Origin of the sequence: Acinetobacter sp. C13 (assembly GCF_016809775.1) — a bacterium.
Classification (GTDB): domain Bacteria; phylum Pseudomonadota; class Gammaproteobacteria; order Pseudomonadales; family Moraxellaceae; genus Acinetobacter; species Acinetobacter pittii.
Genome location: NZ_JAFBJL010000002.1, coordinates 237948 through 254204, shown reverse-complemented (window position 1 = coordinate 254204; position 16257 = coordinate 237948). Strand labels below are relative to the sequence as shown.

Below are 16257 nucleotides of genomic sequence, written 5' to 3'. Positions count from 1 at the left end.
CCTATGCAACAACGTGTCATCGTCGGTATGTCTGGTGGTGTAGACTCTTCTGTTTCTGCAGCACTTTTACTTCAACAAGGATATCAAGTTGAAGGTCTTTTCATGAAGAACTGGGAGGAAGACGACGGCACGGAATACTGTACGGCAATGGAAGATTTAGCCGATGCTCAAGCAGTAGCAGATAAAATCGGTATTAAGCTGCATACAGCAAACTTTGCTATGGAATATTGGGATCGAGTGTTTGAACTTTTCCTAGCTGAATATGCCGCTGGTCGTACACCAAACCCAGATATTTTATGTAATAAAGAAATTAAATTCCGCGCATTTTTAGATCATGCTATGACTCTAGGTGCAGACTTTATTGCGACTGGTCATTATGCACGTCGTGGTGAAACCGCATATAACTCTAAAGGCGAGGCATACGCACCATTATTACGTGGTGTAGATAACAATAAAGACCAAACCTATTTCTTACATGCTGTTCATGGTCGAGAAATTAATAAAACATTATTCCCAGTAGGTGAAATCGAAAAACCTGAAGTTCGTAGAATTGCTGAAGAACTTGATCTTGCTACAGCCAAGAAAAAGGACTCAACAGGAATCTGTTTTATTGGGGAACGTCGTTTTAATGACTTCCTTAAACAATATTTACCCGCTCAGCCTGGGAAAATTGTACTTGATACAGGTAAAGAAGTTGGTGAACATCACGGTCTGATGTACTATACGCTCGGTCAACGTGGTGGAATTGGTCTAGGTGGTTTGAAGGGTGCAGCTGAAGGTGCATGGTTCGTACTACATAAAGATCTGGCCAATAATCGCCTCGTTGTTGGTCAGGGACATGAACACCCACTCATGCAAAGTACTCAACTGTGGAGTGAGTCAATTGACTGGGTAGCTGGTGAACAGAATATTCCAGTTGAAGGATTACGCTGTACAGCTAAAACGCGTTATCGCCAACCTGACCAGGCATGTACAATTTTTATTGATGAAAACACTGAACACGGTGTTCGCGTTGAGTTCGATGAACCTCAGCGTGCTGTTACACCGGGTCAAAGCGTTGTATTTTATTCAGATGAAGTTTGCTTAGGCGGGGGTGTCATTCACCATACAAATGCCCCTACACCAAATTTTATTTAAGGGAATGAATGGCATGGTGGAGTTACCATTTCAACAATCACAAGCCTTGAATGTTCGCCAAAACCGTGCCCTCGCCTTGGCTGGGGTATTTCAGGCCACCCAGCTCACCCACATGACAGCCATGACGGGTCAGCAAAGTATTGGTGAAAGTGGTAACTTCTATTTTGAACTATTAATCAAAGCAAGTTTAAATATTCGCCCTACAGCCAACAATGGTGTTCAAACCTTAGATTTTTTTAATCAGTTGGCAGATATTTCTTTAGGGCTTAAAACACTCGAAAATTGTATTACTCAACCTTTTTCAAACATGCCTAAGTCTCGCCTTCCAAAAATGGGCACGGCCAAATTGCCAATGTCCTATGCGATGTCGCTCTTACAGTTAGAAAAAAAGGTTTATAGCAACCCTGAATATGTCGCAATCATTGAAAAAGCTCAGCAGAAAATTTTAAAACAGCTGTCTTTTTTTGATAATAACTACTTACACCCAAGCATTTTAGCCAATTTAGCGCAAACTTATGTTGATACGGCTGGCCAGATTAACCCACGCATTTTAGTTCGTGGTAATGCAGAAGCATTTAAAGATACCAACCATACTAACCGCATCCGTGCTTGTCTGTTTACTGGCTTGCAAATGGCCCATTTATGGCGACAACTCGGCGGTAGTTCGTGGAACATGATTTTTAGCAAACGTAAATTGCTACAGGATATTCAAGCACTTGCTCGTTTACAGTACCAAGTCATTTAAGACTATAAACGAGATTTTTTTAGTTTTATGTTTATTCCAACATTAAGGAATCGTTATGAACGCTTTAACCGCACTATCACCATTAGATGGACGTTATGCCAGTAAATGTGATGCGCTACGCCCTTTTCTTTCTGAGTTTGGTTTAATCCATGCTCGTGTCACTGTAGAAGTGCGTTGGTTACAAGCACTTTCTAACCGTCCAGAAATTGTTGAAGTTGCACCTTTTTCAAACGAAACAAATGCAGCTTTAGATGCAATTGTTAGCAACTTCTCTGAAGAAGATGCAAATCGCATTAAAGAGATTGAACGTACGACTAACCATGACGTTAAAGCAGTTGAGTATTTCTTAAAAGAGAAAATTGCTGGTATCGCTGAATTACAAAATGCGGGTGAATTCATTCACTTTGCATGTACTTCTGAAGACATCAACAACTTGTCTCACGCGCTTATGCTTAAAAATGGTCGTGAAGTTTTAGTATCAAGCATGAAGCAGATCCTTAATGCGATCTCTGCTTTGGCAACGACTCACGCTGAACAACCAATGTTGTCTCGTACACACGGTCAAACTGCTAGCCCAACAACTTTGGGTAAAGAAATGGCGAACGTGGCATACCGTTTAGCTCGTCAAATCAAACAATTTGAAAACGTTGAGTTACTTGGCAAAATCAATGGTGCTGTAGGTAACTACAATGCTCACCTTTCTGCTTATCCAGATGTTGATTGGGCTGCTCACGCACAAGCTTTTGTTGAATCTTTAGGTTTAACATTCAACCCTTATACAACTCAAATCGAACCACATGATTACATGGCAGAGTTGTTTGATGCGTTACGTCGTTTCAATACGATTTTAATCGACTTTAACCGTGACGTATGGGGTTACATCTCTTTAGGTTACTTCAAACAAAAATTGAAAGAAGGCGAAGTTGGTTCATCAACAATGCCACACAAAGTTAACCCAATTGACTTTGAAAACTCTGAAGGTAACTTAGGTATTGCAAATGCAGTATTGGCTCACTTAGGTGAAAAATTACCAATTTCTCGCTGGCAGCGTGACTTAACTGACTCAACTGTATTACGTAATATGGGTGTTGGTTTTGCACAAAGCTTAATTGCTTTCGATGCGTGCTTAAAAGGTGTTGGTAAACTTGAGTTAAATGCAAACCGTTTAAATGAAGATTTAGACCAAGCTCAAGAAGTTTTAGCTGAACCAATTCAAACTGTAATGCGTCGCTACAACATTGAAAAACCATACGAAAAATTAAAAGCATTAACTCGTGGTCAAGCAATGACGCGTGACATGATGGTTAATTTCGTAAATGGTGATGAACTTTCTCAAGTACCAAGCGAAGAACGTGCGCGTTTAGCTGAACTTACTCCTGCAACTTACACAGGTAATGCAGCTGAACAAGCGAAACAAATTAACGATCTAATTAGCAAAATTTAATTAAAAAGTTTACAAAAAGCGGAGCTTAGGCTTCGCTTTTTTATTACACTCATATAAATCACAATAAAGACTTCATAAAATGATCGAAAAACAATTTAAACTTAAACACTATATTGCTCTTGGCTTGCTTTTGATTGCGATTGTCATTTCAGCTATTCAGCCTCTTGAATTTGAAGCGTATTTACTTCATCAAGCGGGCACAGTGTTTATGTTGATTTTGCTCTTTGTTATTTTTAAGAAGATTGGACTCGATTTTTTAAGTTTTACTTTCTATCTGCTGTTTTTGCTCATCCATATTGTTGGCGCACATTACCTGTATTCATACGTTCCATACAATGATTGGATACAACAAGCATTCAATTTTAATTTAGATCAATACATGGGTTGGTCCCGTAATATGTATGATCGTTTGGTTCATCTTGCCTATGGTATTTTTCTCTACCCTCTTACTTATCGCGTGTTTCAGGTGTGGTTACCATCAGTAAAGCCATTCAGTCTATTTTTGCTAGTGGTTCAATTTGTCATGGCATCAAGTGTTTTATATGAACTTATTGAATGGGCAATTGCTATTGGATTATCTCCGGAAGAAGCCGAAAATTATAATGGGCAACAAGGCGATATGTGGGATGCCCATAAAGATATGCTGTTAGCGACCATTGGTGCAATTTTCTATGGACTTCTTGCACTCATAATTCCATCTAAAACAAATAACTCATAAATAAAAAAGCGCTCAATGAGCGCTTTTTTTAAGATCACTTTAGACAACAGGATAGGTTTGTTCTAAAAGGCTTTGTAAAACCGAAGAAGTAGTATCAGGTAAAACATGCTCAAGATTGGGAGTAATATTACTAGCGTTCGTAGTTATATCACTCTGATCATTTACCTGAGTGGGCTTTAATGCCGCTGAAGACAAAAGAGTTTCAATTGGGTCTGGTTCACTAGACGTAGAGCTTTTTAATAAATCATCTAATGACACAGATTTTTGCTGCTGACTAGTCGTTTCATTGGTTGTAGTTTGCGCTAACTTTAATGTATTTAACCCAACGCTATCCGCAACAGAAGGGACAACTTCATTTACATCACTACTGACAACTTCACTCGTACTCGCCACTTTTGGAGCGACCACATAAAACGTAAATGGTGAACTCACTTCACTTGTAAGGCCTGCTGCATCTGTTTGAATTAAAGTAATCGTATGTTTTCCAACAGCTAAATTTTTATCAAGTGTAAATGACCAATAGTTATTTGCATCTACTTGACCAACTTTTAGAATTGAAATTGCGACTCCATTATCATAAATAGTCAAAGTCGCACTGGGTTCAACTTTAACCGTAAATTTTGGGGTTGTATCATCTGTTTCAGAATTAGGGAGAATTTGTTTTAAAGTAGTCCCATTATCATTTTCTAATTTATTAAAAACTGGTTTCTCAGGAGGTGTATCCTTTGTACCATGGATTTCCAGAGACACAGAACTATTACCAGAGGCATCTATAGCAGATACAGAAGCTGTATCTTTAATAGTATTTAAAGCTGGTGAAATAGTAATTGTAAATTTCCCATTCTCGTCCGCTACTCCACTACCAATAACTTTATTGTCTTTCGTTATTTGTATTTTCGCATTAGCTTCAGCGGTACCAGTAACAGATGTTCCTTCTGCATTCACTTGAGCTGTAGGTTTATCTGGTGCTATGGTGTCATAGCCAGATTTAATTTCTAAAGGCTTAGAGGTATTCCCCGCTGCATCTTCAACAATGATTGTCGCCTTTTGTGACTCTTTTAAGGGGGAAGAAAGCATGATTTGGAATTCACCTTGAGCGTTGGCCGTACCAGTTCCAATGACTTTACCATCAGCATCTTTGATATAAACCTTTGTATTAGCTTCTGCCGTTCCTTCAACTACTGTTCCTTCTTTATTTACTTCAACCAAAGGAGCGTCTGGCGGAATAGTATCTTTCCCAGCAAAGATCAGAGTAGCTTCAGATTTATTCTCTGCAGCATCCTGAGCAATCACTTTACCACCCGCTTCACTGGTCAAAGGTGGAGTTAGCTTTAAAGAAAAAATACCATCTTTATTCGCAGTTACAGTGCCTAGTACATTACCACTAGCATCATAAACAGTGATTTTTGCATCTGGTTCAGTTGTACCATCTAATATTGAACCATCTTCACTTAACTGGGCGCGTGGGGCATCTGGAGCAATTGTGTCTTTTGGACCTGTAATCGAAGCAGCAGTGGACTCACTGCCACCTTCACTTTGAGCTGAAACATTTAATTTATTTCCATCTGTCAAAGGTTTATCTAGCTTAATCGTAAAATTACCACTTGCATCTGCGTTACCTGAAGCAATTACATTTCCACTTAAATCTTTAATATAAATTTTTGCATTAGCTTCGGCTTTACCAGTGACCGTAACAGCATCATCTGCAAGTTTTACTTCTGTTGGTTTCGCAGTGGTTGGAACATTAACAGGCGAGTCATCTTTGTCATCATTATCAAAAGCCCAAAGATATAAACCTTCAGCGGCTAAAACCGCTAAACCTGCTTTTAGCACATTGCCCATCGAAAAAGTTGGGGAATCATCAACTGCCATTGTTGAGGCTGGTTGGCTCGTGCTGGTATAGGCTAAATCTGTGACATGGTTTAAACCTGTATAGTCGATCACCTTACCCTGAGCGTCAAATTGTGCTTCAACAAATTTTCCATGTTCAGTCGGAAGAACAAGTGAATGTTCTGTTGTATTCGTTGCTTCATTAAAGAAATTTTCTAAAACAATAGTCTCTCCATTTTTTAAATGGACGACTAGATTTCCACCTTGTTTTTCCACCGATGCTATATCTTTTTGACTTACGCCAATTTGAATAATAGAAGGTTTACTTAACACGACCTTATTGAGCTGACCATCTTGCAGAACGTCCAAACCCTCTTTGGATGCTACAATTATTCTTGTCATTATTTCCTGTCCTAAATTTCAGTTATATTTTTAAATGTCTAACTTTTTAAATATTTCATTTAAAAGCTATTTTATTGCTGTTTAAAATATCAAAACCATGTGTTTATCACAATTCAAAAATTATATTTATCAACATTTATTTTTTACTTTCCATTAAAAATCTAGCGTATTTAATAAGACAATTTTGAATATTAACTTTATAAAAAAACCAGCATTTAAGCTGGTCTTTTATAACATTTGAATTAGATAAACTTATAGTTTTGGATCACGTACCTGTACAAGCGTCGTGTTCGCTTTTGCTAGGCTTTCCATGACTTTGCCGATTACAGTAGGAATCAAACTATCTGCTATTTGCGCTGCTTGTAAACCCAGCTTTTCACCTAAGGTCGCTTTCTTACGTGTATTAATCACATATACATCATGTTGCGGCAATAAAGCTAATAAATACTCATCAGATGTTTGTAATTTATCAACAAGGTTCAGATCTAGAGCATCTTCACCATACCAATGTTCACCTGTCGCCACTTTATCGACATTAAGCTGTGGGCGATATTTTTCTACAAAGTGCTTAAATAAAACATGAGTTTGTTGCAGCTCTTCTTCGAACTTCGCTTTACCTTCAGGCGTATTTTCACCAAACATGGTTACCGTACGCTTATACTGCCCTGCTGTGTAAAGCTCAAAATCCACATTGTGTTCTTTTAAAAGACGATTAAAGTTTGGAACTTGAGCAACCACGCCAATTGAACCCACAATAGCAAACGGTGCTGCAATAATTTCATTTGCAATACATGCCATCATATAGCCGCCACTTGCAGCGACTTTATCAACACAAATTGTTAAATGAAAACCTGCATCGCGTAAACGCACCAACTGAGCTGCTGCTAGACCATAACCATGCACCATACCACCTGGGCTTTCAAGACGAACTACAATACGATCACGTCCTGCTTTAGCAGTTGCTAAAATCAGGGTAATTTCTTCACGCAAGTTTTCAACTGCCGAAGCTTGAATATCACCTTTGAAATCTAAAACAAAAATTTTCTGATTATTTTTACGGCGAATTTTAGCTTCTTTAGCAAGTTGTTGAGCTAATTGTAAAAGTTCTAAACGACTTGCCGTAGTTTGCGCAATTTTTTTTCTCTGTTCATTGACACGTGCATTTAAATGGCTGACACGTATTTCCGCAGGGAGTTTAGGCAAATGGAATAACATAAAATTCTAAGCTCATAAGTTTATCTTTATAGCCTTAAGATGTGGTCCTTTTGATTAAAATTCAATAGTGATTTTGCAAAATAGAGTCATTTTCATTTATAAAATAAAAAAAAAGAGCACGTGGCTCTTTTTCTTTTATTGTTTATTAATCAACCGAAGCGACCAGTAATATACGCTTCCGTCAACTGATGGTCAGGTTGAGTAAAGACTTTTTCAGTTGAATTGACTTCAATTAAATCACCCAAATGGAAATAAGCAGTACGATCAGAAACACGTGCCGCTTGTTGCATTGAGTGAGTCACAATCACAATTGTGTATTGATTCGACAATTCAGAAATAAGTTCTTCTACTTTTGCTGTTGCAATTGGATCGAGTGCAGAACACGGCTCATCCATTAAAATCACTTCAGGACTAACAGCAATGGTACGTGCAATACATAAACGTTGTTGCTGACCACCTGATAAACCTGTACCTGGTTGGTTCAAACGGTCTTTAACCTCATCCCACAAACCAGCTTTACGTAAGCTATTTTCAACAATTTCTTCTAGGTCATATTTATCACGCGCTAAACCGTGAAGTTTAGGGCCATAAGCCACGTTGTCAAAAATAGATTTAGGGAATGGGTTTGGCTTTTGGAACACCATACCAACCTGAGCACGCAATAATACAACGTCTAGATTTGGGTCATAAATATTGTGATTATCGAGTGTAATTTTACCTGTTACACGGCAACCATCAATGGTGTCATTCATACGGTTTAAAGTACGAAGAAAGGTCGATTTACCACAACCTGATGGGCCAATAAACGCGATCACTTCGTTTTGGTAAATATCTAGATCAATACCTTTAATGGCTTCAAAATCACCATAATAAACATGGGCATCTTGTGCACTAATCTTGATTTCAGTTGAGTTCTGCTTTTTTGAAGTGTGTGGTTCAAAATGCGAAACATACGAAGTGCCATGATTCAGCGGTTTATCTGTAAATTGCGATTGTTCAGTATTCACTAACTTATCCTTTTCTAAGGAATTCGTAATATCAATAGTATTCATGATTTATCCTCTATTACCAACGCACTTCGAACTTTTTACGTAACCAAATTGCAAGACTGTTTAAACCAATCATTAGTGCAAGTAGTACGATAATCGCAGCGGCAGTACGGCCTTCGAAGAAGTTACGCAACTCATTACCTTGCCATAAGTAAACTTGGACAGGTAAAGCAGTGGCTTGATCAAATGGTGTTGTTGGAATACTTGCAACGAATGCACTCATCCCGATTAAAAGTAAAGGTGCGGTTTCACCAAGTGCATGGGCAACACCAATAATTGCACCTGTCATAATGCCCGGTAATGCCAACGGTAAAACATGGTGGAAAATCGTTTGGAACTTAGAAGCTCCCAAACCAAGTGCAGCTTGTCGAATAGAAGGCGGCACAGCTTTTAATGAAGCACGCGTGGTAATGATGACTGTTGGTAGTGTCATTAAGCTTAAAACCAATCCACCCACTAGCGGAGCTGATAAAGGTAAATGCATCCAACCAATGAAAATTGCTGCACCGAGTAAACCAAATACGATAGAAGGAACAGCAGCAAGGTTATTGATGTTAACTTCAATAATGTCTGTAAGAACATTTTTTGGAGCAAACTCTTCGAGATAGATTGCGCTGGCAACACCAATTGGGATCGCAATGATGATCACGATGAGCATCATGAACAATGAACCCATGAATGCACCTGCAAGACCACTAATTGCCGGAGAACTACGAGAGTCAGGATTCTTAAATAAGTTCATGTTAAATGTACTTTCAAGAACGCCTTTTGCTTTTAACTCGTCGGCAAGCTTACGCACTTCTGGATCAAGTTGTTGCTGATCATCTGGTAATGAACGATCAATATTACCTTTTAACCAAACATCGACGTTCGCATCACCTAAGAAGGTAATATTTTCTTTTTTACCAATAAGTGATGAATCTGCAAAAACCATATCACGTAGACGATAAGCTTCCGAGCTTGCATATAAGCTGCTCAAGTAGTCACGTTGTGATGCAAGTGCAGGATCTTTAGCAATCATTCCATTTACAATGATGCCATCCCAATCGACCATACCCATTTTAGTTTGCCAATCAACATAACGTTCTTGGTAATGTGCAGGTGTTTCACCTTGAGTACGTACGGGTACTGGGCCTGCATCAATCACTTTAGGGTCAAAGTAAATTGGAACATTCATACTGGTTTGCCAAAAAGCAGGTAAACCTTTTGCCAAAATACTACCGAACAAGAGAGCAACGAATGCAAGACCAATAATGACTGCCGAGAAACCCGCAAAACGGAAAGCTTTTTCTTTACGATGACGTTTAGCCAAGGATTTTTCAATAACCTGTTTACGTCGTTCACGTGTTTCGGCAGCAGTTTTCGGATCAAATACGTTCTGATCCATAGGAGACGATGTATTTGATGTACTCATTCGTATTGCTCACGGTATTTACGCACAATGTACAGTGCTACAATATTTAATCCCAAGGTAATAACAAATAGTGTTAAACCTAGCGCGAATGCAACCAATGCTTGTGGGCTTGAGAAGTCTGTATCTCCAGTCAACTGTTTTACAATAGTTACTGTCACTGTCGAAACAGCTTCAAATGGATTTGCGTGTAAAAGTGGACTGTTCCCTGCTGCTAAAACCACAATCATGGTTTCCCCAACAGCACGAGAGACTGCCAATAAGAAAGCGCCTGTAATACCCGGTAAAGCTGCCGGTAATACGACTTGACGAATTGTCTCAGACTTAGTCGCACCAAGTCCTAAAGAACCGTCACGTAGTGCACGCGGGACTTGAGTAATAATGTCATCTGACAAAGATGAAACAAACGGGATAATCATAATTCCCATTACAAAGCCAGCAGTTAAAGCACTCGTCGCATTAATCTCTAAACCAACATATGCACCCGCTGCTTTAAAGAATGGTCCAATAATCATCATGGCAAATACACCATAAACAATTGTTGGAATACCAGCTAAGACTTCAATTGTCGGTTTTGCCCATGAGCGGAACCATGGTGAAGCATATTCAGCTAAATAAATTGCGATCATTAATCCAACTGGTACAGCAACGAGTAGAGCGATACCACTGACCATGAGCGTACCCCATAGCAATGGTAATAAACCATAACTGCCTTCAGCATTACCAGAAGTACTAAAGCCCGGATTCCATTCTGTACCAAAGAAAAAGTCCATTGGACTGACAAAACGGAAGAAGTGCATTGCTTCGCCAAACATCGACATAACGATACCGATGGTTGTTAAAATCGCAACACCAGAACATAAAATCAAACCAACATTAATGGCACGTTCAACTTGGTTACGAGCACGATATTGTTGGCTGATTTTTTTCTTTGCCCAAACCAACCCCAATAAAGCAGCACAAATTACAACAGCAAATTTGGCAAAAGAGCCAATGGTTTGAAATTTTGCAAACTGTTGAGCAGCAGCTAATTCGTAGGCTGCCGGTTTATCGCTCACCCCAAAACCTGAAGCAATTGATTGAACACGATCAACCAATACACTTCTACCCGCTTCATCAAGAGAAGCACTTACAGACGCCGGAATATTATTAAAAATAATATGATTTAAAATACTTGGTTCAACCAAGTTCCAAATGATCAAAATTAAAAAAGCAGGGATACCGCACCAAAGACCAACCAGTGCGCCATAATAACCAGGACGAGAATGTAACGTCGCCGAGTTGCTTCCCTTACCTGCTATGTTACGGCTCTTTCTCAGCCCAAGTTGATATGCAATTGCCACGAGGGCTAACAACACACCGATAAGTAGCAGATTCATGTACTCTCCACTGTTTTCTCAATTGTCATAATTTGGAAAAACAAGTTAGACAAAAAGGCTGATGAACTCTTAAGATCACCAGCCTTCATTCAAACTAACTTATTTAACAGTTTTACCTGCTTTAAAGTCAGCCAAAACTTTTGCACGTTCAGCATCAGACATCGCGATTAAACCATCACGTTCAGCTTTAGAACCTTTACCAGTTGCTTTCTTGCTTACGAAATATTCTACATATTGCGGTAAGCCTTTAACTGATTTTAAGTGTTCGCCTTTCACGTAGAAGTACAATGGGCGAGATACAGGGTATGTACCATTCAATACTGTCTTCTCAGATGGAACAACGTTGTTTACTGTTGCCACACGTAATTTGTCACGGTTCATGTCATAGAAACTTAAACCAAACACGCCTACTGCGCTTGGAGAAGTCTTTAAGCGCGCTAATGTTTCTGTATAGTCGCCAGCAATTTCAATTACACGGCCATCTTTACGGAAAGTAGAACATGCTTTCTTCTGAGCATCTTTATCTAAGCTCTTGAAGTATTCATATGCTTCACAACCAGCTTCAACCATTTTCTCTTGGAAAACTTCACGAGTACCGTGGTTAGATGCAGGGATTACAAGAGTAATCGGTTCATTTGGAAGTGTTTTATCAATTTGATTCCAGTTTGTATATGGGTTTGGAACCAATTTACCTTTTGAAGGCAACTGTGCAGCTAAAGCAGCAAACACGTGGTAAGGTTTTAATTTATAAGCTGCTTTGTGTGAGTTAGACGCGAATACAATACCGTCGTAACCGATTTTGATTTCTTGAATTTGTTTTACACCAGCTTTGTTACAAGCTTCGATTTCAGTGCTTTTAATTTTACGAGAAGCGTTAGCAACGTCGATCGTGTTATCGCCAACACCTTGACAGAATTGTTTCAAACCAGCAGAAGAACCGCCAGAACCAACTACAGGAGTTTTAAATTGAGGGAAAGTATTACCAAACTCTTCAGCTACAACACTGGCAAACGGTAATACAGTTGAAGAACCAGCAATTTGAATCGTATCACGAGCTGCATTTGCAGTCGTTGTTACAGCTGCCCCAGTTACTGCTAACGCAATTGCGATTTGACGTGGATTTAAGCGCATTCTGTTCTCTCTCATTAATGCAATAGGTTGTACGTCACTTTTTGTTGAGTGCTTGTACGCTCTTCGATAGCTGCATTGTGAATAGAAAATATGACAATTAAGTTACAGTATGATGACGCTTTAATGATTTCGATATTGTTAACTGTCACATTAATATTTTTTATGTACTATCAATTAGTTATTTTAAATATAGAGATTATTTTATCCTCTCTATCAATCTATATTATGACATTATCTAAAAATATTAAATTTTTATTTTTTATAAAATATAAAAACAAAAGGTATTATAAATATATTAAAAAACGGTAATTTAGTGATTTATTAATTTTATTATTTAAATATTTTCTGTCATTAAAATTATTATTAAAAATTTCTAGAAAAAAACAATTTCTTTGTAACATGAAAATAATATGACAAGAGATAAAGGGTTACCAACCTTAAGGCTGATAACCGCAATATCATTGTCAATTTAAAGGATCAATTCGATTGTACTTCTGGCAGAACAACCATTTTTTTACGATATTTTAAGAAGTACATCACAGCTAAAACAGCAAGCCAGATTGGTCCTAAAATAACTGCCAATCTCATATCTGGAGTCATTGCCATAATAATAAGAATAAAGCATACAAAGCTAATGGTTAAATAATTACTCCAAGGACTCATAATGCTTTGGAACTTAGTTTGGCGTCTTTGCAATTTCATTGCTTTAGTAAATTTCAAATGCGTCACTGAAATCATGAGCCAGTTAATGACAAGTGCAGCCACCACAAGCATCATGAAGAGCTGAAAAGCTTGACCAGGAATCAGATAATTCACGACCACACATATTGCTGTAATAGATGCAGAAACAACTGCTGCTGGAACCGGAATACCGCGACTGTTTACTTTTTTCAAAATTGCAGGAGCATTACCCTGCTCTGCCAAACCATGCAACATACGACTATTACAATAGATACAGCTGTTATAAACTGAAATAGCAGCAATCAAGACCACAAAGTTCAGAACGTTCGCAACACCGTTACTATTCAGTGACTGGAAAATCATAACAAATGGACTGCCGCCTTCTGCCACCATGTTCCATGGATAAAGACATAAAAGAATACCGATTGCACCGATATAAAAAATTAAAATACGGTACACAATCTGATTTACTGCTTTAGGAATAGTCGTTTCAGGTTTCTTCGTTTCAGCTGCAGCAATACCAATTAATTCCAATCCGCCAAATGCAAACATAATGACAGCTAAAGCCATGACAAAACCGTGAATCCCGTGCGGGAAGAAACCACCGTGTTGCCATAAATTTGCAACACCCGCTTGCGGACCTGCTGAGCCTGAAAGTAAAAGATAAGCACCGAAACCAATCATGCTTAAAATGGCAACAATTTTAATGCAGGAAAATAAGAACTCGGATTCCCCAAAAAAGCGAACATTTACCAAGTTAATGCCGTTAATTAAAATAAAGAAAAATAAAGCAGTCAGCCATGTCGGAATTTCAGGCCACCAAAACTGTATAAACGTCCCAATCGCACTCAATTCAGCCATGCTGACGAGTACATATAATACCCAATAGTTCCAGCCAGACATAAAACCCGCCATTTTGCCCCAATACTTGTTCGCAAAATAACTAAAAGAACCACTGACCGGCTCTTCAACAACCATTTCACCTAAATGGCGCATAATTAAAAAGGCAATAATTCCTGCAATTGCATATCCTAATAAAATTGAAGGACCAGCCAATTTAATTGTTTGTGAAAGACCTAAGAATAATCCTGTACCAATCGCCCCTCCGAGTGCGATGAGTTGAATATGCCGATTGGATAAGCCTTGTTTTAACTCGTGCTTATTGTTTGCATCCATAACATTATCTCCAATGTTGGTGTCACTTCCTGTACACCTTTATTCAGCACCACATCCGAAGATCAGGAACCGATCTTCGGACATAAGTTTGCTGTAATGTGAGTCCATTTAATTTTTGAGAAGACTTGTCCTGTCTTCTATTTAAAAAGAGATTGCATCCTTACATTTAATCGGTTGGGAACGCTCCTTTAAAATTTCGTAGCCGCGATCACCGTAATCAAAACGAGCAATCACAGAAGCAAATTTTTTCAAACTTACCGGCGCATCCATTGCTGGTAGTTTTAATTCAATGAAAGTTAACTGATCATTTTGCTGAACATTATCTAGAACGCTCTTAAGCTGGCCAGCGGTTTCAACCACATAAGTTGTATGGCCTTTTTTACCGTTAAATACCGCAGGAATTTCAGTGTATTTCCAGTTTTGCACGTCGTTATAGGCCGCATTTTCACCCATAATTAGGCGCTCAATGGTGTAGCCACCGTTGTTCAGCAAGAAAATGATTGGTTTTAAACCATGACGAATAATCGTAGAAAGCTCTTGTACCGTAAGCTGGAATGAACCATCACCAATAAATAGAATTTGACGACGCTCAGGAGCAGCTAACAAACTACCAAGCAAAGCCGGTAAGGTGTAACCAATAGAACCCCAAAGCGGCTGAGCAATATATTTAGCTGTGGCAGGAAGTTTGATACCTGACAAAGCAGAGTTTGATGTTCCCACTTCACCAATAATTACATCATCTTCTTTTAAGAACCCTGAAATGTAGTTCCAAAGCACATCTTGGCTAAGCTTTTGTTGAGCTGGAGCTTCAATTACTTTCGACGGTTGTTTTTCAAGAAGAGGTGTTGTTGATTTACGTGGCGCAACTTTTTTATTTAGCTCGACAAGTAATTGTCCAATTTCAATACCCGGAAAATCCTGACCAAAAATATTTAAGCCATAAGATTTAATTTCGATGTAGTTCTTGGTCTCAATTTGATGAGTAAATACAGCTGAGCCTACATCGGTAAAGCGTGCGCCAATACCAATTAAACAGTCAGATTGCTCAATGATATTTTTTACATGAGGTTGGCTTGCCCCACCCACATAAGTTCCGATATAACGAGGCGAGCCTTCATCCATAATATTTTTTGCAGTATTCATACCTGCAAATGGAATTGAGTATTTTTGAGATAAATCATTTAAAAGTGAAGTTACACCAAAAACTGAAGCTTCATTATCAATAAGAAGTGCAGGACTTTGAGCATTCTCAATAATGTCACAGAGTTTGTTTACCACACTTTGTAATAATTCAGGTTCAACAGCTGGGTAGCTTAAGTCAAGCGGACGCTCAGATACTTCAATTTTAACGTGAGTAATATCACCAGGTAGTTGAATGTGTACAGGACGGCGTTCCAGAAAACACTGACGTAATACACGGTCAATTTCAAAAGCTGCATTTGCAGGAGTTAAACGTGTTTGGGCAACTGTGAACTCTTTCATACAGTTCATAATATTGTCGTAGTTACCATCGACAAGCGTGTGGTGTATTAATGTGCCCTTTTGAACCGCATGTAAAGGCGGAATACCTGAGATATGAATAAGAGGTACATTTTCTGCATAGGCACCGGCAATACCATTAATCGCACTTAAGTCACCTACACCATAAGTGGTTGCCAAGGCAGAAAAACCGTTAATTCGTGCATAACCGTCTGCTGCATAGGCAGCATTTAATTCATTACAATTTCCAATAAATTCGAGTTGTGGGTCTGCTTCAACTTGTTCTAGATATGAGAGGTTAAAATCACCAGGTACTCCAAAAAGATGTTGGATACCCATTTGTTTTAAACGAAGATTTAAAAAGTCACCGATTTCTATGAACATTGCTCTATATCCTTTGAGGCCAATTTTTATTCCATAGAAAAATAATATTTCATCTATCTTTTAGATTTCGTGCATA

General features: G+C 38.6%; 12 protein-coding genes. 4 read left to right on the top strand and 8 right to left on the bottom strand.

Features of this window, described 5'->3' with window-relative positions; all coding sequences use genetic code 11:
* The first annotated feature begins 3 nt into the window (after positions 1 to 3).
* The 4 genes from mnmA to JGE69_RS06415 all read left to right on the top strand — a co-directional run bounded on the left by mnmA (position 4) and on the right by JGE69_RS06415 (position 4044).
* Positions 4 to 1137 carry a tRNA 2-thiouridine(34) synthase MnmA gene (gene mnmA / locus JGE69_RS06430; protein WP_005073282.1) on the top strand — a complete coding sequence of 378 codons (1134 nt, stop codon included), beginning with the start codon at positions 4 to 6 and terminating at the stop codon, positions 1135 to 1137.
* 13 nt (positions 1138 to 1150) lie between these two features.
* Positions 1151 to 1882, top strand: a complete 732-nt coding sequence (hflD, locus tag JGE69_RS06425) for a high frequency lysogenization protein HflD (protein ID WP_016140362.1) — start codon at positions 1151 to 1153, stop codon at positions 1880 to 1882.
* 55 nt (positions 1883 to 1937) lie between these two features.
* Positions 1938 to 3326 (top strand): adenylosuccinate lyase, encoded by a 1389-nt coding sequence (purB, locus tag JGE69_RS06420; protein ID WP_002118712.1) that lies wholly within the window; start codon positions 1938 to 1940, stop codon positions 3324 to 3326.
* 79 nt (positions 3327 to 3405) lie between these two features.
* Positions 3406 to 4044 (top strand): DUF2238 domain-containing protein, encoded by a 639-nt coding sequence (locus tag JGE69_RS06415; RefSeq protein WP_063099348.1) that lies wholly within the window; start codon positions 3406 to 3408, stop codon positions 4042 to 4044.
* 39 nt (positions 4045 to 4083) lie between these two features.
* Here JGE69_RS06415 and blp2 read toward each other — a convergent pair whose 3' ends face one another.
* The 8 genes from blp2 to JGE69_RS06375 form a co-directional block, all read right to left on the bottom strand.
* Entirely contained in the window at positions 4084 to 6276 is a 2193-nt protein-coding gene (gene blp2 / locus JGE69_RS06410; protein WP_199113067.1) for an Ig-like repeat protein Blp2, read from the bottom strand.
* A gap of 252 nt (positions 6277 to 6528) precedes the next feature.
* Positions 6529 to 7491, bottom strand: coding sequence for a protease SohB (gene sohB, locus JGE69_RS06405; RefSeq protein ID WP_063099350.1), 963 nt, complete (start codon positions 7489 to 7491; stop codon positions 6529 to 6531).
* Positions 7492 to 7640: 149 nt separating this feature from the next.
* On the bottom strand, positions 7641 to 8543 hold the full coding sequence (pstB, locus tag JGE69_RS06400; protein ID WP_032004490.1) for a phosphate ABC transporter ATP-binding protein PstB: 903 nt from the start codon (positions 8541 to 8543) through the stop codon (positions 7641 to 7643).
* A gap of 13 nt (positions 8544 to 8556) precedes the next feature.
* Positions 8557 to 9954 carry a phosphate ABC transporter permease PstA gene (gene pstA / locus JGE69_RS06395; RefSeq protein WP_199113069.1) on the bottom strand — a complete coding sequence of 466 codons (1398 nt, stop codon included), beginning with the start codon at positions 9952 to 9954 and terminating at the stop codon, positions 8557 to 8559.
* Positions 9951 to 11330: a phosphate ABC transporter permease subunit PstC gene (pstC, locus tag JGE69_RS06390; protein ID WP_002119004.1), complete on the bottom strand. Its 1380-nt coding sequence runs from the start codon at positions 11328 to 11330 to the stop codon at positions 9951 to 9953. The genes pstA and pstC overlap by 4 nt, the downstream gene beginning before the upstream one ends.
* A 99-nt stretch (positions 11331 to 11429) precedes the next feature.
* Positions 11430 to 12461 (bottom strand): substrate-binding domain-containing protein, encoded by a 1032-nt coding sequence (locus JGE69_RS06385; protein WP_002118975.1) that lies wholly within the window; start codon positions 12459 to 12461, stop codon positions 11430 to 11432.
* A 477-nt stretch (positions 12462 to 12938) separates the two neighbouring features.
* Positions 12939 to 14318 (bottom strand): amino acid permease, encoded by a 1380-nt coding sequence (locus tag JGE69_RS06380; RefSeq protein ID WP_014207315.1) that lies wholly within the window; start codon positions 14316 to 14318, stop codon positions 12939 to 12941.
* Between the two features lie 141 nt (positions 14319 to 14459).
* Complete coding sequence (locus JGE69_RS06375) at positions 14460 to 16181, bottom strand: alpha-keto acid decarboxylase family protein (protein ID WP_199113071.1); 1722 nt, start codon at positions 16179 to 16181, stop codon at positions 14460 to 14462.
* Between the last annotated feature and the right edge of the window lie 76 nt (positions 16182 to 16257).